The sequence below is a fragment of the Flavobacterium sp. genome (genome assembly GCF_027531905.1).
GTDB lineage: Bacteria > Bacteroidota > Bacteroidia > Flavobacteriales > Flavobacteriaceae > Flavobacterium.
This window is the reverse complement of record NZ_JAPZSU010000028.1, coordinates 1-23,437: the sequence shown is the minus strand read 5'-3', so window position 1 is coordinate 23,437 and position 23,437 is coordinate 1. Positions and strand designations below refer to the sequence as shown.

Genomic DNA, 23,437 nt, shown 5'->3' with positions numbered 1-23,437 from the left:
CACTTAATTTGCCACTTTCAAAAACAGAAACAATCTCTCGTTTAAAATCTTCTGAATAATGCCGTACTTTTCGAACATTCTTTAAATTTGCTTTCATATAAATTGACTTTTGTGGTCAACCTATATCAGGGACGTACATTGGGTGTTGGGTATTGGGTGTTGGGTATTGGGTGTTGGGTGTTGGGTGTTGGGGGTTGGGGGTTGGGGGTTGGGTGTTGGGTGTTGGGGGTTGGGGGTTGGGTGTTGGGTATTGGGTATTGGGTGTTGGGTATTGGGTATTGGGTATTGGGTGTTGGGTATTGGGTGTTGGGGGTTGGGGGTTGGGTGTTGGGGGTTGGGTATTGGGGGTTGGGTTTTGGGTGTTGGGTATTGGGTGTTGGGTATTGGGTGTTGGGTGTTGGGGGTTGGGTGTTGGGGGTTGGGTGTTGGGGGTTGGGATTTAGGTCTTGGGTATTAGGAATTTGGATTTGGGAATCTTTCACATATCACATTACAACGTACACATTTCACTTCTCACTTCTCACTCTTTTAAGATGTAAGAGATTATTGTCCTCTGTAAAACAATACTGTAGAGATGGTTTTAAAAATGATACTAACATCAATAAAAATACTTCGATGTTTGATATAATACAAATCATATTGCAATTTCACTAAACTCTCTTCTATAGACTCCCCATAATTATAATTCACCTGTGCCCATCCGGTAAGGCCTGGTTTAATGATGTGACGGGTTTCATAAAAAGGCATAATAGCTGATATTTCTTGCACAAAAATAGGTCGTTCCGGGCGTGGACCAATCACCCCCATTTCGCCTTTTAGAATATTCAAAAACTGTGGGATTTCATCAATACGGGTTTTTCTCAAGAATTTCCCAAAAGGAGTAACTCGAGCATCCCCTATCGAAGAGAAGACTGCGCCATGTTTTTCAGCATTTTCTACCATACTCCTAAATTTATAGATTTTGAACAAAGCACCGTCTTTTCCTACTCTTTCCTGAGTATAAAACAGAGGCCCTCGGTTCCAAAACCAATTGGCTACCATCAAAAAAGGAACAAGCAATGCTCCAATTACAATCCCTGTAAACGAAAATAAAAGTTCAAATAACCTAACTTGATACAAGTACAATTTATTCTGATTACTTCTACTAAAAGGAAAAAAACGATAAAAATCTTCTGCTATTTGATGTACTGGTATACGCTGTGTTTTATTTTCATACACATGAACATACTCTCTAATACTCTTACCAGACTCAAGTAAATGCAATAATTGTTGGTATAACTCGGTTGTAATTCCATCCGTCTTTTGTGAAGCCACCACAATCTCAGAAACACCGCTTCTATTGACAAATTTAGTTAACAGTGCTACCGGAATTTCTTTTTTAAGGGTACGCTTTGACTCTTTTTTATTAGACAGGTCTGAATTTACAAAGCCTATGATTCTGTAATAGGGGTCGGCATCTTCTAAATCGACCACTAATTGCTCTAACTGTCCTTTATCACAAATCAACACTACATTTTGTACAAACCGATTGGTCGCTAAAAACTTTACATAAAAAAACCGCCAAACGTATAACGACAAAAAAACTATCGCATAAAACCCTATCAACTGTAATCTACTTTCGGGTAAATGAGGGGATAAAAAAGGCGTTAATAAATAGACTAAAACAGTGGCAGTAGTCGTCAAAATGGTGCTTTTTAACACCTGAAACGGATTACTAGCTACTTGAAGATTGTACATTTCAAAAACACCACCAAAGAGTAACAAATAAATAGCAAAGATTATTGGCCAATAATAAGTTTCAGTAGAAAAAACAAAATAAGTAAAATGAAACACTTTCGATAACAAATACAAAGCTCCCAATACTACCAGGATATCGACTATAAGTAATAGGAACTTTCTTTCCGAAAGTTCGAAATGCATTCTTTTTTTATTCATAGACGGTCGTATTCGAACGCAAGTTACTCAATTTTACCCATACTATCAGGGATTATTAAAAATTGTAATCCATTTTTCTTTGACCTTTTCCCATTCAAAACAAGCTGCTTTATTTCTTGCTTTTTTAGTAATTTCAATAAACCCTATTGGATTATTTACTAAAAATTGAATAGCATCACACATTGCTTGTACGTCATTATCAGCTACTAAAAGTCCTTCTTCACCCTCTTCAATCAAAAAAGGAATTCCGCCTACGTTGGTAGAAACTACAGCCAATCCTAAACTCATAGCCTCAATTACACTCACGGGCATATTATCGAAATGCGTGGTAGTAATAAAAATATCATACTGCTCAGAAAGTTGCCCCCACGCTGATTTTGATAATTGCCCAGGAAAAGTGACTTTTAAGCCTAAATCTTGGGCTAATTGTTTTGTTTTTTCAAGACTCCCATCTTTATCGGGGCCCACCATACACAGTTCGGCATCGGGGAATTCTTTAACTAGTCGATCCAAAACCTGAACCGCCATAGTAGGATTATATATTTCAGCAAAAGCGCGCACCCATAATAGTTTAGGCTTAACAGACCTTCTTTCTTTAAAAAAATAATGGCTCCCCTCTAAAGCATTTGGAATGAGCCTTAGATTCGGACATGCTAACGCCTCAAAAGCTTGTAATAAATAAGGCGAGGGACACACATTGCGATACGCTTGATGAAAAAGTAATTTACAACTTTTAGGATGAGTTAGCCATCGCTGAGGCAAATTACCACCATGCAAAATAGGGATATACCTCAAATTTCTAAGGTTGCATATTCGACTCACTACAAAAGCATACCAAAAATTAGTAGTACTGTAAGTATCAATCAATACATAATCTACTTTGCGAGTAAAACAAGCGGTTCTCATCATGTCTAGTAGGCGCATGATCTTGTTAGATTTAGTAGAAGCATAGCTAATTTTGAATCCTTCTTTTTCTAGTAAAGGCCCCAAAGTATCAATAGCCGTTGGATTGGATCCGTTGCGTGCTAATTTATTTCCTATGTACAGCAGGTGCTTCACGATGAACTTTTAAAAGAGATAAGGCATACACGAACGCAGGCGCTGCCAAACGCATAGCGGCATGGTTTATGGTCAATAACCAAAATATATAAAAAGAAAGCGCCAAAAGATTCTGCCGATCGATAGCAAACAAATACAAGGGCGTCAATAGTAAAATCAACAGGCAAACCACGCCCAAAGCACCATGTTCCGCCAGCATTCGTGTCATTTCATTATGTGAAGCAGCTTCGATTCCGGTTAGAGATTGTCGTAATTCTTTGTTCTTCCCTACTCCAACCCCCAAAACTGGATTTTCGAAAAACATTTTAAGTTCAGTTTCTATCAAATATTCTCTTCCCGTCAGAATACTTTTTTTCTCACGCCCTGAGGCATCCTGATTAGCATAACGCTTATTGAGCAACCCACTGGTTTGAATAGAGCTGTAAGTCCACACCGCTAGCATACCCAAAAAAGATAAAAGTATAATCCCCGCAATCTTAGGTTTGGTTTGAAAATTGGCTTGGAAATACAAAATCACTACTAACAAAAGAATCATAGCTACACCAGTGTAAACTCCCCCTCTAGAAAAAGTAACCAAGCCTCTAAAAGCAAAAACTAATACCAGACTACCATTGATTAGCTGCAACAAAGCATTGGAAGAATTTAAGAGCAATTGCACAAAAAAGATAAAAATACCAAAACCTAATATAGTCGATACTTGATTGGGACCAAATCCTCCCGAAGTTTCAAAATTGGACTGTGTACCTGTCACCACATCTTGAACGCTGGGGTTATACAGATACAAATACGTTATTAAACAGAGTAATGGCAAAGAAAAAGCAGTGACCACTGCTACTAATCGTTGAAAAGATATTTGCCGTTTAAAACAATAAATAGCAGCTATCCCCAAACAAACAGGTCCTGATATATTAAATACTATGGCTTTTTTAACATCAGTTGTAATATCCAAAGTTATCGTTGAAAGCACCACGCTTGGCACTAAGAAAAACAAAAACAACCAATAAACTAAAGCGCTTCTAGAAAAACCAGCATATAGCATTCCTAAAAAAAGAAAAAGCATTACCAGATATTTCCCATATTCGTTGACAAAGGCACCTCCTGTCATTCGCAAAATAATTTCGGCACTAATCGCATACGCCGCCATCAATAAAGCCTCGTTATTTCTATTTTTAGATTGAACAATATAATAGATTCCGAAAAGTAATATAGCTATACCATACACTTTACTAAGAAAAGGAAGTAAAAAAAACACAAAGCCTAAAAAAGCATGTAGGGCTACTAAATAAAGATAAGCGACTTCTTCTTTTTTCATTTTATAAATTTTCTAGCCAATGTCTATATTTTTCCAAAACATTTTTTGAGGAATATCCTTCGGTAATCGTTTGATTTAAAGCCCGTGCCATAGATTTTCTTCTAGAGGAATCTGAAATCAAAGCCACTAAAGCTTTGTAAAATGATACTGGGTCATTGCTTTTAATCAAACATCCATTAACCTCATTACTTATGATATTCGGTAACTCTCCCACCTCTGTGACGATCACAGCTAGCTCATGCATTCCGTACTCTAGCAAGGCTACTGGTAAGCCTTCGGACACAGAAGTCAAAATTCCCAGGGTACTCTGACTCAAAATAAAGGGAATATCCGTTCTTGAGCCGTACAAAAATACCTGATTTTCTACTTCTAATTCCTTTATTTTGCTTTTAATTTCTTTTGAATAATCATCTTCAAAATCTTTTCCTACCAAATGAAACGTCCAATCCGGATGAGAATTTTTGAGCATTGTAGCCACCTGTAAAAGCAAAAAATGATTCTTATCTGGTCGTAAATTTGCTAACGACACAATTCGTTTCCCTTCATATCCTAATAGATTGGTTATATTCTCTTCTTTACTAGGTGATATAAAATTGGGTAAATAAATAACATTTTTAGATTTTAGCTCAGTTTCAATCCAACGTTTCAAATTCAGATTTACTGAAATTACCCCATTAAAAAAGGGGATTATACTCTTAAAAGTAAAAAATCTTTTTTTTGCTATTCCCTTATAATTTCCATAATGATAATGCCAAATTATCTTCAAAGAAGGCAAAGTCAATTTAAGCAGAAAGGCTATAAAGAAAGACGAACTATGGGCATGAACATGGGTGATCGAATATTGTAAAACAAAAGAACGCAAGCGCCATAGGGCTCCAACATCCAATTTCCTTTTTTTATTCAAAAAAAGATAAGTCACTTTCGCGTCAATTTGTCCTAACAAAGCCCCTTCTTTTCGCGTGGCTACTAAAGCTGAAAACCCAATGGTATCGGCAAGCGCATTGGCATAATTTAGAGCCATTCGCTCTGCGCCACCGGCTTCTAAGGAGTCTATGAGTTGTAAAATGCGCATAAATTATTATAAGGTTAAAACTAATTTAGGACTAAAAACTCTTTAAAAGGAGCCAGAGACCATTTTTTCTATTTCCTTTTCAAAAACATCCAGAGTATACTTTCTGGACCACTCAGAGGCTTGCTCTCTTTTTCTCCAATAGCCTCTCTCATCTTGCAAGAGCCCCGAAATTTGCAGCACATCTTCTTCTAGTTCAGTAGTTAATACAACTCCTCTATTGCCATAGTCCAACATAAAGGGGACACAAGAAATGGACGTCGCCAGAGGGACACATCCCCAAAACATCCCCTCCGCTATAGCTTTAGGCCAACCCTCACTTTTAGAAGGCAGGAGTACAAAATGACTGCTCTGGTAAGCAGACTTTATGATTTCTTTTGATTGATTGCCTTTCAGTTCGATAAAGCTTTTCAAATGATTTTCTTCAATATAGTCTTCTAATACAACTCTTTCTTTCCCTTCTCCATACAGCTCCAATTGAACAGCATACCCTCTTTTGGACAAAGCTTCAACCAAAGCTATGGCATACATCGGACGTTTCCCTTCAGACAAAGTTCCTACAAAAACCAATCGAATGGAGTTAGCAAAATTAAGAGGTTTTAGTGGTGCTTTTTCGGTTTCCCAGTATGTGGCGGTAAAAAAAGGATGTATGTTTTTACTACTGCCTTCCCATTCTCCATACACCAATACTTGCATATTTCGAGTTAGAAAGGAATTACTCAAGAGCCATTTTTGCAAACGATAGCTCCAAGGTTGTTTGGCTTTAGGATCCCAGTTGCCAGCGTATTTTGCTGTTTTAGATTTATTCGGAAACAAGATTTGTACAAAGCACCCCAATAATCCAATATTGCCAGGACAACGCAAGTGAATGTGATCCGCTTGGTACATGGCTTTGAAAATTTGCCAAGCTATTTTTGGTAATTTAAAAAAAGTGATTATTCTTGTCTTCCAAGTAAGCACATCTATGGTATCCACTTCAAAAAAAGAAATAGAAGGATGACTATAGCAACTGTCAATCGGGGTGGACTGTTGCTCCTTAACCGCTCCAACTACCATGAACTCCGTGACATATTTCGCCCAAACATTCATTTCTCTAACATAAGGAGCGTAGGCAAAATACTGATTGCCTAGTTTTTTGTGCAGGACATGTGTGATGATGGCGAATTTCATTGCTGTACTTTTGGTTGATTAAACATCAAACTCCACCATCCTACCATTCTTCCACAAGCTTCAGTAAAAGCAACTTTGCGTTGGTTGAAAGTAAAGCTATTGCTAAATCGAATAAAAATCAACAACAAAGTAATCGCATGCCATTTGAAACGATCTTTCCATAGGGGTTTAGGATTTTTTACACGCCAGACGTACCAACCGTTACGCACTACCATTTTCCCATACTGATATTGATTCGGACGACCAGAGGCTGCATGATAATGGTTCAATTTTACGGCTGTATTCAGGTACAATTTACCTGTTTTAGCAACTCTCAAACAAAAATCGGCATCTTCGTACAAGCCATAGCCTTCAAAATAAGTGGAAAACTGATGCGTTTCAAATACCTTTTTTTGAAAAGAAGAAACACCTCCCATCAATTGTTCTACTTCATAAATTTTGTCGCTTGGAGGTAAAAAACCAACACTTCTACCATGTGAATATAAAGAAGAAAATCCTGGAGGACAATCACTATCCAACCCTAATTTTTTTCGCAAAACAAATCGGCTTCCCTCTTTTCTTTTCCATCCATCAAAACAAAACTCATTCATTTGAGAATTATAATTAGCCTCAATAGGTTCCCATTTGATCTCGTTATCTATATACCCTCCTACTCCAAGTGCCTCAGGATATTTTTTATAAGTGCTTAACAATACCTCAAAATATTCTTTTTCTAAAACCGTATCATCGTCTAAAAAACAAACGAATTCTACGTCCGCACTTACTTTGGCAATACCAAAATTGCGTTGTTTGGTCAATCCCCTATGTTCCTTTGAAACCAAAAAATAGCTTAGATTTTGAAAAAAATTATTCGCTAGTATTTGTTCTGTTCCATCATTGGTAGACCCGTCAATAATCAAAATTTCATCAGGATATAACGTTTGTTCCTTCACCGATTGCAACAATTGCAACAAAGGCTTTGGACGCATGTAAGTACAAATAATTAGAGAGAATTTCATGCTTATTGGGTTCTTTTTCCTAATGCTAACAATTTTTTAGCATAAAAAAGGGATTTCTTAAATTGAATATTTTTGTATGGTATTCGTAATAATCGATATAAAAAAGTCACTTTAGGGCCTTTGAATAGATACAGAAAAAAATGCTTTTGCTTGTATTCGACTACTTGTTGTGGGGTAAAATGTTTAACAGTCCCATACATTACTGTTGGACTCGGCACAGGAGTAATCCATTTTACAGGAGTGTCCAATTCCCAAGGTTGGGTTTTTCGTTTCTTCCCTATAATCTTTGCTTGCGTGCCCCAAAATCGGTAACCTCCCGTGGGTGGTTTAAGATGCAAATTTACTGAAAATGGATTATGCAAGACCGCAACCCCAATTTTTGATAATGACATCCCAAAATCACTGTCTTCCCCGTAACCACCATCAAAATTGACATCGTTACCTACCAACTGTTTTACATAATCGCTTTTTACGCATGAATTGGCATTACTGAACATTTGCGAGCAACCAGCAATCCATCTTTTATCACCTAGCTGTTGCAATTTATCATCCAAATCTTTTAGATTTTGTTTTTGATGATCCGCTCTAATATCCAATCCATTACACGCTCCAGCTTTATTGGTTTGCAAAAATCGAATATGATTTTCTATAAAATTTGGTGGAATTCGAATATCATCATCTCCAAAAACAATATAATCTCCCGTACACAAATCAATAGCCTCATTTCTTGCCCTACAACTGCCTTTGGATTCCTGCCATTTGACAATTAATTCAAATGAATATGCTTTCTGGTTGTACAAATTTTCATCGCGAAGGCTGATGGGGGTAGCATCAACCACCACTACTTGTGTAGGTAAATAAGATTGTTGGTTTAAATCCTCAAGTAATTGCAAGGTATATTCTTGGCGAAACATAGTAGGAATGATATAGCTTACCTTTGGATTTCCTTCTATTGGTTTTAAAATTTTAGGCTTAACTATTGGTTTTGATTTCGATTTTTTAAAATTACGCTTCGCATAAAAAAAAGCATCCCACTCCTTCCATTTCCAAAAACCTTGTCGATATAGCATGAATATAGCATGATCTAATTTGAAATTTTTCAAAAAGAAAGTGTAACGATCTCGTGCCGATATATTTATTTTCTGAACATCAGTAGTTGTGAATAAATCTTTTACATACAAAACAACTGCCCCTGAATTTCGTACTGCATTATAACCAAAATCTAAAGCTTGTAATTGAGGATTTTTATACTCCATATCAAAACCGTTGAGCCTATCCCAAGTCGATTTTCGAACTGCAAATGCATACGGATTGACCCTCCAACTCACACATTGTTCAAGATTCTCGAAATCATTTAAATACCAAAAAAATGTAGCCGTTTGATACACCAATTCAGGAAAAACATTTTTAAAACCTTGTTCAAAAGAACTGTGCCAAATATCTCCAGTTCCTAATGCAAGCTCTTCTAATATCTCAAAATCAGGCTTACCTTGGTAAAAAATAACTTCACCTGAATTCGTTTTGTATTCGTCTAACTTCATTTTAGTTAAGTGATTTAGCAATTATTCCTCGATAATATTTAACATTTTGTAAAGCTATTTTTTGGATATCAAAAATGGACTCCACTCGGTTTCTAGCTTCTTTAGACATGTCCAATCGCAATTGCTCATCTTTTAATAAATCTATTATTTTACCTGCAAATAAATTGTGGTCTCTAGGATCTACTAAATAACCACTTTTACCATCATCAATCATTTCTGTGGCCCATCCAATATTGGAAGCTACAATTGGCTTTCCCATTGCCATCGCTTCCAACCAAGAAACGGGGAAAGCCTCTGCAAATGAAGGAAAAACACACAACGTAGCCTCGGCTATTTTCGCTTTTATTTCAGCATATGGGATACTTCCTAAATACGACACTTGGTCTTTTGCTTGCTCCGAAAATAATGCTTGCATCATATCCCAAGTAGAATAATTTCCAGTAGCAATATCAGGAACATCTTTGCCTACCAAAACCAATTTTGCTTTAGGATTTTTTTCTACAACCTTATTAAAAATCAAAGGCAATTCCAACAATCCTTTTTTACGAATCAGGCTTCCAAAATACAATATGCTTTTTTCTTCATTTGAATTTTCAGCATTAGACCTAAACAAAAGAGTATCAATTGGATTTGGAATAATTGTAAATTTTTTATCCAATCCAAAAACAGCATTAGTAATATCGGCCGTATATTGACTTACCGATAGTAATCCATCGGCATTTTGCAATCCTCTTTTTTCATGAAATTTATTAATCCATTTCACAGGGCGTTTATCCAAATGACAAAAATAAGTATCAGATCCATGCAATCGAATTACAATTGGACATTTCTTGGGCGTAATGAAAGAAGTGATACCCGTCCAATCGGGAGCTTCAATTACATCTATTTCTCTAGCTTCATACAATTGATTGGTGATTGTTTGAATCTTTTTTCGAGTCAACCACCAAGATAATCCTTTACACTTTATGTTTTTTATTTGTTGAATACAAATACCCTCATCCTCGAAAATAGCATCTTCTCTTTGCCCATAAACCAATACTCTTACTTTACATTTTTGAGCCAAAAGACCAATGGCTAAATTTTTGATACTGGTACCAATACCCCCAGAATGCCCCGTATTAGGGTGAGGATATTCAGGGGTTAAAAAAGCTATATGCATATTTCATTTAATTAATTAACCCTGTCAGAGTTCTAAACTCTGACAGGGTTAGAAATTATTTACTAAAAAAATCCTTTAAAATCCTCGCCGTAAACAATCGCGCTCCGGCATCATTTAGATGTCCACAAGACGAAAAATATCGATCTTCTGAAACCACCTTTTCATAATTGTGAATTTCAGGATATCGTTTTTTCACTTTATCAAAATAATTCATTCCTTTTGTGTTTTCGCACATTGGGGTCATAATAACAATAAAGTTTATTCCTTTCTGTGCACAAAGCTGTTTAATCTCATAATAATATTGATTCTTTGGCAAAGGGTTCAAATTGGCAATATTATTCTTCATGTTGGCATTGGGCTTTTGTCCCAAAGGATAATAGCCTTTATTTTCCATTTGAGAGGTATTCTTTCCTATTGCAGTAAAGAAAGTTTCACGTACTCCTATTTTGGCATCGTATTTCACATAACGGTAAAAAGGAATATAATACAGTTCCATAAAATCGGATTCCTTTTCAAAATGGGTTTTGATGGTTTTGGATTCGTGGAGGAATGGCAAGAATTTCGCCGATATCCCTTCGGCTTGATGGTCATTCGACAAATTCAAGTCGGCTTCTAAAATGACATTTTTAATTTGATAGTTACGCTCTATCATTAGTTTTAACAACAAGGAAGCTTCAAACAAATGACCGCCACTCATTCCATAATTAAAGGTTCTCAGCCCTTTGTCTTCAAACATTGGCGCCACAAAATGATTGTTCGCTCTTGATGATCCTAAGATTACCACATCATACTTTTCGTCTTTGGAATTGAATACTTTTTCAATTTTTCCTCTATTCGAAGATTGTAAAAAAACTTTGGTATAGCCAAAATCTAATACTACAGCGATGGCTATCGTGAGTACTCCTATTTTTAATGTATATAGTAAAAATTGTTTCATATAAATTGGTTTCTTTTTAACCCTGTCAGAGTTTGGAACTCTGACAGGGTTCAGAGTTCAAACTATACCTTAAAACTGAAAATAAATAAACTCCTTATAATCCGAAAAAGTGCCTAAAGCCATAATGGCTGCGATGGCTACACCAAATTTTATAAGACTATAGCGTCCTGATAAGGGTTCTACTCGGTTTCTGTTGTTCCATTCTACCACTACAAAAACACCAATCAAAAGGAGTATTTCGTAGTTATACCGTTCGTTAGACAAATACTGCGAACTAAAATCACCATTATAAACCAGTTGCTTTAAATACAAAACCGCATCGGTTATGGATTTCGCTCTAAAAAAGACCCAAGCAATAGTACTTAAAAGAAAAGTAATCAAGATGTTTACTATAGTTTGTAATCCCTTCCAATCGAAGTTAACTACTACTGGACCAGTGTTATTTCTATTTTTTTGCAATACCAATAAAGGCAGAAAATAAATGGCATTCAGTAATCCCCAAACGACATACGTCCAATTAGCGCCGTGCCAAAAACCACTCACCAAGAAAATAATGAAGGTATTGCGAATTTTGAACCACATTCCCCCTTGACTGCCTCCTAGCGGAATGTACAAATAATCCCGAAACCAAGACGATAACGAAATGTGCCAGCGTCTCCAAAATTCGGCAATGTCTCTTGAAAAATAGGGATAATTGAAGTTTTTCAATAAATCGATTCCAAAAAGTTTTGACATTCCTAAAGCCATATCCGAATAGCCTGAGAAATCTCCATAAATTTGAAATGCAAAATAAATAGCGCCAAGTATCAAGGATAAAGAATTCATAGAAGAATAGTTATCAAAAACTGCGTTTGCATACGTGGCGCAGGTATCTGCTATCACAACTTTTTTTACCAATCCCCAAACAAATTGGGCCAAGCCTTCTTTGGCTTTTTCCAAATCGAAACTACGATGTACTTTAACCTGTGGCAATAAATGGGTGGCTCTTTCAATAGGTCCAGCCACCAACAAAGGAAAATAACTCACAAACAAAGAATAATCGACAAAGTTATACTCCGCTTTGATACGCTTGTAATAAATATCAATTACATAGGATAAGCCATGAAAGGTGTAAAAGGATATCCCAACGGGAAGAATCACATCCAGCAATATTGGACTCGTTTTAAATCCAATAGAAGTAAGTAGTTGGGCAAATGAATCCGAGAAAAAATTGAAGTATTTAAAAGCCCCTAAAAATCCTAAATTGACCATAATACTGAGCCAAAACCAAAACTTTCGCCCTTTCTCATTAGCGCTTTTTTCGATTCGGATACCTGTGTAATAATCCAAAAAAGTAGAAAACACCAATAGGAATAAAAAACGCCAATCCCAGCAGGAATAGAAGTAATAACTGGCCAATATCAGTAAAGCGTTTTGGGTGTTTTTAGTTTTATTAAAAACAAACCAATACAAGAAAAAGACAATGGGTAAAAAAATGGCAAAAGCCAAGGAGTTGAAAAACATAAAAGAATCGAACTAATTAAGTTCGGCAAAAATAAGGTTATTTATTCAGTAGTAAGGCAAAATGTTCATTTACCATTTTTTCCAAAGAAAATTTATCTTCAATAGCAATTCTTGTATTAGCATGAATCTTCTTTTTACCTAAAAAAACCTCTTCAAGAATAGCTGTTAATGCAATAGTATCCTTGGCTTTAAAAACATAGCCATTACTACCGTCCACTACAGCTTCTTCATTTCCACCAACATTGGTTGTAATTACGGGAACATTAGCGGCTAAACTCTCTAATATAGACAAACTAAAACATTCCATGTGGGTTGGTTGCAACATATAATCATATTGCGAAAAAATTTCATTTAGATTTGATTGGTTTCCCTTAAAAGAAAAACAATCTTCAAGTTGGTACTTTTTAATTTTTTCTATTAATTGATTTTTGTATGGCCCATCTCCATATATGTCAATTTTTATTTCGTTTTTTATTTCTAAAGGAAGATATTGAACCGCCACAATCAAATCTTGAATTCCTTTGGATTCCCGCAAATGAGAGGCTACTAAAAAAGTTGGTTTATTTAACGCTCTATTTGATCTGACTTTTATATCCTTACTAATTACACCATTATAAATGGTTTTCGTTTTCGATCTCAGTTGAAATCCAAAATCATTAATAATCTCTTCTACCGTATAATTTGATACACCAATTAACTCATCAATATATTTTGAATATAAAAAACCTTTTACTTTCTTTTCAATCTTCTTCTTTAAAGGATAACCTTTTATGGGTCTCGGATTGTGATCTACTGCAATTACTTTGGCCTCGGACAATAGTTTTACTTTCTTAAAAAAAGGAGTGCACAACTCCACAAAATGAGTAACCACATGAGTATAATCAGGACGATTTTGAATACAAAAATCAAGAAAAAAAGACTCAACACTTTGATGGTTACTGTCAAAAATAGTCAAACTACCATATTCGCCATGCTGAGCACGATTAGGAAAAAACCAATCCACCTGAATGTTATTCGCTTTGCAGGTGGCGTCAAATTTCCAAAAAAAATGATCCATGCCTCCCACTCTTTCGGGCAACAGGATATAGTTACAAAGAATGGCTATTTTTTTTTTATTTTTCATTAAACTCACTTAATGTTTTTGCAATTCTTTGGCTAGTTCCTTTTAAATCCTGACTAATTTGAAGAGCGATCAATTCCTTTCTTTGCAGCTTTCTTTTTTCGGGTTTACTCAGCGCTTCATTAATTTGCGTGGTTAGTTCACTTGCATTTTTAGCAATGGTAACCGATTCACTATCTACTACTTTTTTAAAATGACTGTACTCTAAAAATCGTTGATCGTTATAGCGTCCGTTCTCCAGATTACCAAAAACAGTATTGATTACTGGTTTATCAAACAACATAAAATCTAAACTCATGGTTGAACACATATTGATATTCAAATCTACATTTTCTAGCAAAGAACGCAAATCAATAATATCTTCTTCACTTGGAATACGTTGTGACCAACTTTCGACATGGTTCTCACGCGTCAAAACCCATTTAGGGACATTCCAAATGATTTCTGGATATTTCTCTCTTATCGTTTTGAATCTACTATCATCTTCAGCAGGAGAGGTTCTAACAACAAGCTGTACTGGAAAATCAATTTCATTATTTCGTATAGCCTGTGTTATAGCTTCAATTACAATTGGGTCATTGGGTCCAATTGAAACATCAGCACAGCTGTAACAAATCGTTTTTTTATTGTTATCTAACCCAAACTTCTTGATAAAATTTTCTCTTGAGCTTACATACTTTTCAATCACATAAGGCTCAAACTGAGGTGTCCCAACCTCTTTTACATTCTCTGCTTTTACATTCGGGTAAAAGTAGAGTAACTCTTTTTTCATTAAATTACTCCACACCAAGAAATAATCAAAAGTACCTAACATCCTTCCTTTCGAAGCTAAATTATCCCAACTAAAAATAAAAGTGCTCGTTGGGATTTTATTTTGAATTCCTGCATACAAAAAAGGGGCTAAATAGGCTGGACGCTGATGTGTAAAAAACAAATGAGTGGGTTTGTCTCTATGCAATAATTCAACATATTCTTTGGTAATTTTATGGCGTGAAAACGACAAAAATTGCATTTTTTCAGCAAACAGAATACTGGCATTTGAATGTATATATCGTGTAAAAAAGTACAGCATTTTGATCAATAAGGAACGAATAGATTTGCTTTTTGGATAACCAGAAACCAAATTATCTTTCATACCATAGTAATCTTGGTGTCTTTGCAAATGTGCTAATTCTTTCCATTTTCTAAAAAACCAGGTACCTTTCCCTTCTTTAAAAATGGGCAATTCTTTAATGGTAACTTTAGGACTTACAACATAATCTGAATAACATTCTATTGGCAATCCAGAATAGATAAAAACCTCATCAAATTCTAGAATGACTTCATTTACAAAATCACTCATTATAAAGTTTCTAAATCCTACACCATCTGTGATTACAATTCCTAATTTTTTCATTACTCTTTCATTATTAATTTATCGAAAAATTCTCACAATCCTTCTAAACATTTTATGTCCCCTTGTGTAATAGTAATACCATTTGTGTTTAAAAATAATCGGATCAACCTGAACACAATTTTCAAAATTCAATAAATTAAAAATAGTATCAATTCTTTTAGTATGTTTTTCATTATTACCATAAGCTCTAGCATACCAAGTATGGTGTAACAAAATTTTATTGTCAAAATACACTGTATTTGTGATTTGATCTTTCTGAAAAGGATGGTTGGAATCTAAAAAAAGAAATTGTTTATTATTTCTTCGGAGCCAAAGGTAAAAAATATAATACGGCTCATATAGACTTTTGACATCATACAACCCTTTTAATCCCGTTATATCATCATCAAATTCATTTTCTAGAATAAAATTATTCTTTACAACTTTTTTTTTAACCCAAAGAGATTCAATTTCTTTAAAATTAACAATCGAAAAAAAAGTATTGATCAAAAATGGATTATAAGCCCTATGAGACAATATCCCCCCATCACGAACTCCACAAACAGTATATTGTTCCATTTCCATTTTTTGAATGATTTCAAACACTAAATCTGGACTTTGAAACAAAACATCTTCATCTGCCATAACCAGCCAATCTATGCTTCTACCTTTCAGCTTTTTCATCATGTAAAAAATACTTTGAAGCCCATGCATTCCATTTCTGCCATCAATAACATACTTTTGAATAGTATTGGGAAAAAGTTGTGCACTTTTATGGTACAAATCAAAGTTAATTACTGTAGAAAGAATAGCGATTTTTGAATGATTTATTGACCCCATTTAACAATCGAAGTTTTTTAAACGATTTATCATTGCTTCATCTTTGATGTTTGGCATTATGATTCTGTTTATCTTTTTCCCAGCTTTATTTTTTTTATTTGAGTAGTAGTCATTCGCAAGTAAAACACCTTTGAACCCTACTTCTTCAGCAATTACTAAAGTATCTTTATTGTATGAACCAAAAGGTAATGCAAGATATTTAATATGGTTCGATACTCGTTTTTCTAATTGATGTATTGACAACAATACTTCTTCTTTTTGTTCTTTAAAAGAAAGATCTCCTAGCGCATAATGATGATGAGTATGTAAACCAATGCTAATTAATGGATGTTCAGAAAGTAATTTCAATTCCGCTACGGTCAAAGACCTATAGGCTTCTCTACTGTTATAATTTATAGTATTTAATAATTCAAATTCCAAGAACCATTTATTTCTATCTTCATTTTTGAGTTTAGATACAATTTCCACACAAGAATCATAGGTATATACCTTTTTAGAAATTTTTTCCTCAAAGCCAGGTATAAAGAAAAAATCATTGGCAGCATAATAATCAAAAACCAAACGATCCCACCAAAACTCATCAGTGGTATTACTATTTATTGTAGTTACAAATAGTGTTGCCGGTATACCATATTTTTCTAATAATGGTAAAGCATTCCATAAATTATCAGCATAACCATCATCAAAAGTTAAGACTAAACCCGTCTTTTCCAAAGAAGTCCAATCCTCTTCGAGCCTTACTATTTGAAAGTGCTTTTTAAAATATTGAAGTTGTTCTTCAAAGGTAGCCACACTTACTGTTAGTCCCGCTAATTTTTGTCCTACCTCATCATTAATGCGATGATACATCAACACCAAAACAGGTCTCCCAACTAGAATCCTACTTTTTACTTTTAATATGATATAATACCAATTTTTAATCCTCTTTAAAAAATTCATACTCTATCTCTAAACTGTTTTTGATGATTCATTTGCCAAAATTCTTCTTTTTGAATACTATTTAAAAACAATTCAGCACTATTCCCTTGCCCAAAATCAGTAGCTGTAGGTTGTACTTGGTGCAAATCAATACTTTTTAAAGCTTCTGCAATATTCTTTTCATCATAATCGACATGAATAATATCTGCATGCACCGCTCTATTTTGTTGACGCGTTCCTATATTTATAATCGGAATGCCGTAATAAGGTGCCTCTCGTATTCCCGCACTGCTGTTCCCAATAATGAACTGGCTGTTTTTTAATAAGGTTAAGAAATATTCAAAACGCAAAGAAGGTATGACGCGGAATCTTGGATTGCCTTTCAACCCTTCGTAGGCTTTCAAAACCAATCGGCTGCCTAAATCATTATTTGGATAGACCACCAAATAGTTATGATGATCGGCAAGCAAAGCGGCAACAAAGTTTTGGGCGTAGGCTTCCATCTGATCGATCTCGGTCGTTACGGGATGAAACATGGCAATGGCGTAGGTTTCGAAATCCAATTGATAATAGCTTTTAGCCTTTACTACATCAGGAAGTTGCTCCGAGAACATAATATCAATATCAGGTGAACCAATAGTAAAGATAGACTCCTTGATTTCTCCCATTTGTTGCAATCGTTGTGCTGCCTCAGCATTAGAAACGAAATGAAGATGACTCAATTTACTCACACTGTGGCGAATCAATTCATCGACTGTTCCCGATACCTCTCCTCCTTCTATATGTGCTACCAAAATATTATTTAAAGATCCCACAATCGCACCAGCCAAAGTCTCTACTCGATCCCCATGAACGACGATTAAATCAGGTTGTATTTCTTTTGCATAAGCCGACAAGCCTTCTATGGTTTTTGCCAAAGTCAAATCCATAGTCGTTTCATGGGTGTGATTTGAAAAGGTATGAATGTTTTGAAATCCGCAACGCTCGATTTCTAATAAAGTATAGCCATACTCCTCCTGCAAATGCATACCGGTCACAAAAACATAGACTTCAAATTCAGGATGCCCTTCCAGAATTGAAATCAATGATTTTATTTTACCAAAATCGGCACGAGTACCGGTAAGAAAAACGATTTTTTTCATTTATTTTTTTTGTCAATCAACCCTGTCAGCGTTTTGAATGACAGGGTTTACTCTAAAAAGATTGAGAATTTATTCTACATCCTCCCAACGCAATTGTTCATCATTTGCAATAACTCGAGTCGCTTTTTTACCTATTATCGACTCAAAATGCTCCGCCAAAATGGCTCCCGTTCCTGGGCGTTTTACCCAAATATTATCTTTGGTAAATGGTTCCCCTTCTTGGATATCCGCTATAGCGCAAACGGTCGCGAAAGCAAAATCAATCGTTACTTGCTCTTCTTCTGTAGGTGCTTTTACACCACCTCGCATTTGCCAAATTTCATTTGAACCAACAATCAATTCTTTGGTAGTGGACTCGTCCATACTGCACACGATATCGGGTCCGGTACGCTGCATGTGATCCGTAAAATGGCGTTCCAAAATACTAGCGCCCAAAGCCACTGCACCCAAACAAGCATTATTATTCAAAGTGTGATCGCTTAATCCGAATACTTTGTCTGGAAAAGCGTCATGCATTTGCGTCAGTGCCCCCAATCTAACCAAATGTACGGGTGTAGGATATAAATTGGTCGTATGTAATAGTGCCACTGGTATTTTATGTTTATCAAAAATAGCCACTGCTTTGCGAATACTTTCAATAGTATTCATTCCGGTGCTCAAAATAACTGGTTTACCAAAAGAAGCAATATGCTCCAGAAGCGGATAATTATTGCACTCCCCAGATCCAATTTTGTAAGCAGGTATATCAAACTTTTTCAAACGTTCGGCAGCAGCACGAGAGAAAGGAGTTGAAATAAAAATCATCCCTTTACTTTCCACATACTTTTTCAATTCCAATTCGTCTGCTTCATCCAAGGAGCAGCGTTCCATAATTTCGTAGATAGAAACATCGGCATTTCCTGGAATTACATTCTTAGCTGCTCCTGCCATCTCATCTTCTACAATATGGGTCTGGTGTTTCACCACTTCGACGCCTGCTCGTTGGGCGGCATCTACCATCGCTTTAGCCACTTCTAAAGATCCTTCGTGATTGATACCAATTTCGGCAATCACCAAAGGGGGATAATCTGGACCTATTTTTCTACCTGCTATTTCTATATAGGGATTCATTATTTCTGTTGTCAGTTGTCGGTTTTCTTTTTCGCTTCTTTCTTCTTTCGTCTATCATCTCACATCTGCCTTCTCAAATCTATCTTCGGCCTTCTCACATCTGCCTTCTTACTTTTCACTTCTCACTATTCACTTTTCCCATCAAATATGCTGCATAATCAAAATCGGCTTGAGTATCAATATCTACTTCCGAAAAAGGATTATCCACTACAAAAGGAAAGGAATGCTCTCCCATAATTTTCCCTTGCCGAATCAAATCCGATTGTAAGATATACAACAATCCGTTTTCGAAATACAAAGGTTCCAAATCTTGACTCCGTTGTCCCAATTCATAATTATAAGGCACAAATTGGTAATCGATAATTTTTCCTAATTTTTGATGGTTTCTACTTACTGTAAATAGGCTTTGGTACTTGCCTTCGAAATAAAGGTGCAGCGCCTCAGGCAATAAAGTATCAGGGCGCAACGGATTGGTGGGTTGCAATAAAACAACGTCTTGTACCGTATCGGGTACGTTGTCCAACACATGTTGCAAAGCTGAAATGGTGGTCGCATGATCCCCTGACAAGGCTTCGGGACGATCGATTACTTGAGCGCCATAATCAAGTGCTACTTGTTTAATCCCTCTGTCATTGGTACTGACATAAATTCCATCAATAAGATCAGGGAATTGTTGCGCATACCGAATACTATGCACTAACAAAGGCAAACCATTAAGGACTTTGATATTTTTATCTTTTAATCGTTTCGATCCGCCTCGAGCGGGTATAATAGCAATGGTTTTCAAATGCGATATTTTTGGCGGTCAAAGATAACAAAATGAAATGGGTCATCTCTTTCCCAACCTTCAAAATTTTGCCAAAAAGAATTTTTAATGACTACAAAAAAAGCAGTAAAAAATGCTGTTTAAGTAGAACAGAGGGAGCTATAAGGAAAAATAATCAAAAAAAACTTTATTCATCTTGCTTTATGGGATGTTTTAGAGGGAATCGTGCAAATTAAAAATAGTATTTTCAATTTGTACGGTTTTCACTCATCTACTTCGTTTTTTGGTTTCCAATATAACTTTGTGGCTTCCAATTTTTGATAGGCTTGATACTCACTTTTTGTCAATCGGTTGCTGCTTTTTATAATTTTAGGAATTGCCTTTACTACATCAAACAAAGCCAACACAATAGCTTGCAATGCTTTCCAATCCCCTTTAAAAACTTTCAATTTGAATTGCATCCAAAGCGAATAGCCCATTTTTCTTGGAATACTTTGTAAAGGATAAAACAAAAAATACAAATACCAACCCGAACGCAAAGATCGTCGCAAACGAAGACCATAATCCGCATGTATTTTTCTTGCTTTGATATTTACTCTATGATGCACTAATACTTCTGGCAAATAATGAATCTCCCAATCCTTTTTGAATAATTGATACGAAGCAAAATCTTCTTCTCCATAAAAAACGAACCAAGCTGGGTAATTGGGTATGGCATTCCATGCCGACATTCTCCATACGTGTGCTCCACCGGCAAAACTTTGCATCCTAACCGGAATTTCCTTTGAAACTGTGGAAATAGGTTCCTTTACATCCCAAAAAATACGAAAACCAATTAACCCACAATTCTCATTTCTTTCGAAATGATTTGCAATCAATTCCAAAGGCTGGGGTGTTATAAAATGCAAATCATCATCAATAGAAATAGCAAATGGGGTCGTTACCAAACTCAATAATGCATTCCTACTATAAATCAAACCTTTACTCTTTGCATTCCGAATCAACTGAATCGTTGGGTAATTAAGTTGCAAAAAAGAACTGGTTTCATCTCTAGACCCATCATCGCAGACAATACATTCCACATCATTCCGATCCAATACATGCTGAATCTTAACCAAAGTAAATTTTAAATCCTCAATTCTATCTTTGGTGGTTATGAGTATAGTAAAAGTAGCAGATATTGACTTCATGGATTAATACTTTTGAATCATGGATTCAGGCAACTTCTTCGATTTTAAAAACAGTTGTACCAATATTTTTATTGAAATAAACTTGACAAATACCCTGTTCTTTATCCAGTATAAAAAAGGATGCAATTTTTTGTTTTTAGGAAAACCACAATCAAAATGAGGTTCTACTTCTTCTGATACAATAGGAACTTGCATCCAGTCCTCTAGTGTATTGCCCAAATGATACGCATAATTATCTAGCGTAGTAACCCTCCAATAATCTTTCTCCAAAGGCAACTTATCCAGATACCCTTCGCTATTCCCTCCCATTTTTAACCCTATATAAGTCACAACAGATTCAAAAATATCTTTTTTATAAGTGGCTACAAAATGTCCAGATCCAATCAAAACACTTAATTCAGGATTAATTTCTAATGCCAAATTATAGGCTAAATAATCTGGATTGTACTTCCTGTCCCAACCCAAACTATCATAAAAACGAATTAAAGCCTCTTTGTTTTGCACCGGTACGAAGCGCAGGTTTGAATGAAATAGAGTATCAAAGAGCACATTCCCACAATGACTTTCATACATTTTAAATTGCGGCACTATGCCCACTACTCCAGCCTTGGGTACCTTCGCAAATACCTTTACCGTTTCCTTTTGCCAATTGGGCAAGAACAAAACATCTGCATCTGAAATCGTAACCAATTCTATGTTGTTTCCAGCGAGCCCTTTTAGAACAGCATTGAGTTTACCAATATTATCGGTATGAATTAACTCTTGTATTTTATGTTGTTTGAAAAGTAAATCAAGATACTCCGAAATTACTGTATTACTACCATTATTCACTATCGTTACAAACGTTTTTTTGTGGATAGTACTAAATAAGGATTCCAAACACAATTTCAAAATCGCAAAACTATCCTTAAAATACCCTTCTTGATTAGGAATATAAACAGGAATAATCACCTGATGCAAGTAATAAGGTGTGTCTTGAACTTTGTCTTTATGTGGATTGAAGCCTATTCGCATTTTAAAATTGCAACATAAATACTAATAACTTTAATGCTGTTCTGATCATAATCTAATTTATCTTTTGCCAAAATAGCATTTTCATGTGCTGCTCGCTCTAACAAGTAGTGATTTGAAATCGATTTTAAAATCAAATTTTGTATGCTCAATATAGATTCTGGACTATCTATTAAAAGCCCGTTTACACCATTTTTAATTATCTCTTCTGTAACCCCTCCTGGATTGGACTGTATTGGAAAAGCCCCCATCACAATAGCTTCCAAAAGGGTATTGGGCATCCCATCTGAAATACTATTACCTATATATATTAATGATTTACCCATCAACTCCAATATTCTTTGATGTGAGAGTTCATTTCTGTCAAAAACTTTAAAGCCCAATTGATGACTTTGAATATATTCGATGACGACAGGATGTGCTCCAAAAACCACTACATTATAATTTTCTATTTTATTTTTTATCGCTTCCAAAGCCTTGACAATATTCAATCCTCTACCTAAAAAGTGTTCATATCCTTTAACCAATATTATTTTCCGTTCAGCATAAGGCAATTTGTAAGGCTCTAATTCATCAAGTTTATAACCAGTTCCCCCAGGAATAACCCCCACATGCTTCCCTAAAAAACCCAATTCTTTTGCCAATACATAATCCCGTTGACAATCAGTATGCAAAAAATCTACACGTTTTAAGACATTTTTTATTTTTTTTAAATGTAAAGGAAGTTGTTGGTAATAAAACAAATCATTTCCCCAACAAGAATATAACCATTTTATATCAGGATATTTACGCATCGTTTTTAAAATGGGATAGGAGCATCCTTGCATTTCAAAACTGTGAATTATATCGGGTTGAATTTCTCTAATTATATTTTCCAAAGCTTCATCTGTCGTCACTTCTAAATACGGTTCTAATTTTTCATAAAGCAATGGAAACTTTTTACTTAAAAAATACTCCCCTTTTATTGGCACTATTTTTCTTTTTTTCCAATCTATAAATTGGGTTACCGAATCTAAAGTCTCGATATTTCCCCGCCCTAAAACGTCAAACCAAAACAACTCATGCGAGGTATCTTTTAAATTTTCAACCCAACGTATGACATGAATTGATGGCATGGAAACAAAGAGGATTTTCATTTATTTTAATAGAGCTGTAAAGATATTTTCTTATATTTCGGAAAACAAAAAAGGTTATGGAATCATTCAAAGGAGAAAGTATTATTGATTTTTTTGACACATTCAAAACAGACTTAGACTGTTTGGAATATTTGGCTTCAATAAAA

General features: G+C 35.3%; 21 protein-coding genes and 1 pseudogene. 2 read left to right on the top strand and 20 right to left on the bottom strand.

The genetic code is table 11. The annotated features are described in order from the left end of the window. Positions 1-109 precede the first annotated feature (109 nt). A complete protein-coding gene (locus O9307_RS08545) occupies positions 110-457 on the top strand; it encodes a hypothetical protein (RefSeq protein WP_298297752.1) in 348 nt (115 codons plus the stop codon). Positions 458-543: 86 nt separating this feature from the next. On the opposite strand, the gene O9307_RS08540 is transcribed toward O9307_RS08545, so the two are convergent. From O9307_RS08540 to O9307_RS08445, 20 genes are all read right to left on the bottom strand, one after another. Continuing rightward, the gene (locus O9307_RS08540) at positions 544-1,935 is read right to left on the bottom strand and encodes a sugar transferase (RefSeq protein WP_298297749.1); all 1,392 of its coding nucleotides are present in this window, start codon (positions 1,933-1,935) and stop codon (positions 544-546) included. A 45-nt stretch (positions 1,936-1,980) separates the two neighbouring features. Then, complete coding sequence (locus O9307_RS08535; protein ID WP_298297746.1) at positions 1,981-2,994, bottom strand: glycosyltransferase family 4 protein; 1,014 nt, start codon at positions 2,992-2,994, stop codon at positions 1,981-1,983. Beyond that, a complete protein-coding gene (locus O9307_RS08530; protein ID WP_298297743.1) occupies positions 2,966-4,306 on the bottom strand; it encodes an O-antigen ligase family protein in 1,341 nt (446 codons plus the stop codon). The genes O9307_RS08535 and O9307_RS08530 overlap by 29 nt, the downstream gene beginning before the upstream one ends. A 1-nt stretch (position 4,307) precedes the next feature. Beyond that, positions 4,308-5,378: a glycosyltransferase gene (locus O9307_RS08525; RefSeq protein ID WP_298297741.1), complete on the bottom strand. Its 1,071-nt coding sequence runs from the start codon at positions 5,376-5,378 to the stop codon at positions 4,308-4,310. A gap of 42 nt (positions 5,379-5,420) precedes the next feature. Next, a complete protein-coding gene (locus O9307_RS08520) occupies positions 5,421-6,545 on the bottom strand; it encodes a glycosyltransferase (RefSeq protein WP_298297738.1) in 1,125 nt (374 codons plus the stop codon). Next, positions 6,542-7,543, bottom strand: coding sequence for a glycosyltransferase (locus O9307_RS08515; protein ID WP_298297735.1), 1,002 nt, complete (start codon positions 7,541-7,543; stop codon positions 6,542-6,544). The genes O9307_RS08520 and O9307_RS08515 overlap by 4 nt, the downstream gene beginning before the upstream one ends. Before the next feature lie 2 nt (positions 7,544-7,545). After that, positions 7,546-9,084, bottom strand: a complete 1,539-nt coding sequence (locus O9307_RS08510; protein WP_298297732.1) for a glycosyltransferase family 2 protein — start codon at positions 9,082-9,084, stop codon at positions 7,546-7,548. A 1-nt stretch (position 9,085) separates the two neighbouring features. Next, on the bottom strand, positions 9,086-10,243 hold the full coding sequence (locus O9307_RS08505) for a glycosyltransferase family 4 protein (RefSeq protein WP_298297728.1): 1,158 nt from the start codon (positions 10,241-10,243) through the stop codon (positions 9,086-9,088). 55 nt (positions 10,244-10,298) lie between these two features. Continuing rightward, entirely contained in the window at positions 10,299-11,180 is an 882-nt protein-coding gene (locus O9307_RS08500; RefSeq protein WP_298297725.1) for a hypothetical protein, read from the bottom strand. A 69-nt stretch (positions 11,181-11,249) separates the two neighbouring features. Then, the gene (locus O9307_RS08495; protein ID WP_298297723.1) at positions 11,250-12,683 is read right to left on the bottom strand and encodes an MBOAT family O-acyltransferase; all 1,434 of its coding nucleotides are present in this window, start codon (positions 12,681-12,683) and stop codon (positions 11,250-11,252) included. A 37-nt stretch (positions 12,684-12,720) separates the two neighbouring features. Beyond that, positions 12,721-13,806 (bottom strand): glycosyltransferase family 4 protein, encoded by a 1,086-nt coding sequence (locus O9307_RS08490; protein ID WP_298297720.1) that lies wholly within the window; start codon positions 13,804-13,806, stop codon positions 12,721-12,723. Then, entirely contained in the window at positions 13,796-15,199 is a 1,404-nt protein-coding gene (locus tag O9307_RS08485) for a hypothetical protein (protein ID WP_298297717.1), read from the bottom strand. The genes O9307_RS08490 and O9307_RS08485 overlap by 11 nt, the downstream gene beginning before the upstream one ends. An 18-nt stretch (positions 15,200-15,217) precedes the next feature. Beyond that, the gene (locus O9307_RS08480) at positions 15,218-16,018 is read right to left on the bottom strand and encodes a hypothetical protein (protein WP_298297714.1); all 801 of its coding nucleotides are present in this window, start codon (positions 16,016-16,018) and stop codon (positions 15,218-15,220) included. Next, the gene (locus O9307_RS08475) at positions 16,019-16,957 is read right to left on the bottom strand and encodes a polysaccharide deacetylase family protein (RefSeq protein WP_298297711.1); all 939 of its coding nucleotides are present in this window, start codon (positions 16,955-16,957) and stop codon (positions 16,019-16,021) included. Further along, positions 16,954-18,078 carry a UDP-N-acetylglucosamine 2-epimerase gene (neuC, locus tag O9307_RS08470; protein ID WP_298297708.1) on the bottom strand — a complete coding sequence of 375 codons (1,125 nt, stop codon included), beginning with the start codon at positions 18,076-18,078 and terminating at the stop codon, positions 16,954-16,956. Before neuC ends, O9307_RS08475 begins: the two co-directional genes overlap by 4 nt. A gap of 69 nt (positions 18,079-18,147) precedes the next feature. Next, positions 18,148-19,188 (bottom strand): N-acetylneuraminate synthase family protein, encoded by a 1,041-nt coding sequence (locus tag O9307_RS08465; protein WP_298297705.1) that lies wholly within the window; start codon positions 19,186-19,188, stop codon positions 18,148-18,150. 115 nt (positions 19,189-19,303) lie between these two features. Then, positions 19,304-19,975: an acylneuraminate cytidylyltransferase family protein gene (locus tag O9307_RS08460; RefSeq protein WP_298297702.1), complete on the bottom strand. Its 672-nt coding sequence runs from the start codon at positions 19,973-19,975 to the stop codon at positions 19,304-19,306. A gap of 242 nt (positions 19,976-20,217) precedes the next feature. Beyond that, positions 20,218-21,144 (bottom strand): glycosyltransferase, encoded by a 927-nt coding sequence (locus O9307_RS08455; RefSeq protein ID WP_298297699.1) that lies wholly within the window; start codon positions 21,142-21,144, stop codon positions 20,218-20,220. A gap of 3 nt (positions 21,145-21,147) precedes the next feature. Continuing rightward, complete coding sequence (locus tag O9307_RS08450; RefSeq protein ID WP_298297696.1) at positions 21,148-22,158, bottom strand: glycosyltransferase family A protein; 1,011 nt, start codon at positions 22,156-22,158, stop codon at positions 21,148-21,150. Then, positions 22,149-23,291 carry a glycosyltransferase gene (locus O9307_RS08445; RefSeq protein ID WP_298297694.1) on the bottom strand — a complete coding sequence of 381 codons (1,143 nt, stop codon included), beginning with the start codon at positions 23,289-23,291 and terminating at the stop codon, positions 22,149-22,151. Before O9307_RS08445 ends, O9307_RS08450 begins: the two co-directional genes overlap by 10 nt. A gap of 56 nt (positions 23,292-23,347) precedes the next feature. Here O9307_RS08445 and O9307_RS08440 point away from each other — a divergent pair. Then, positions 23,348-23,437: pseudogene (locus O9307_RS08440) on the top strand (IS1595 family transposase); the annotation flags it as partial.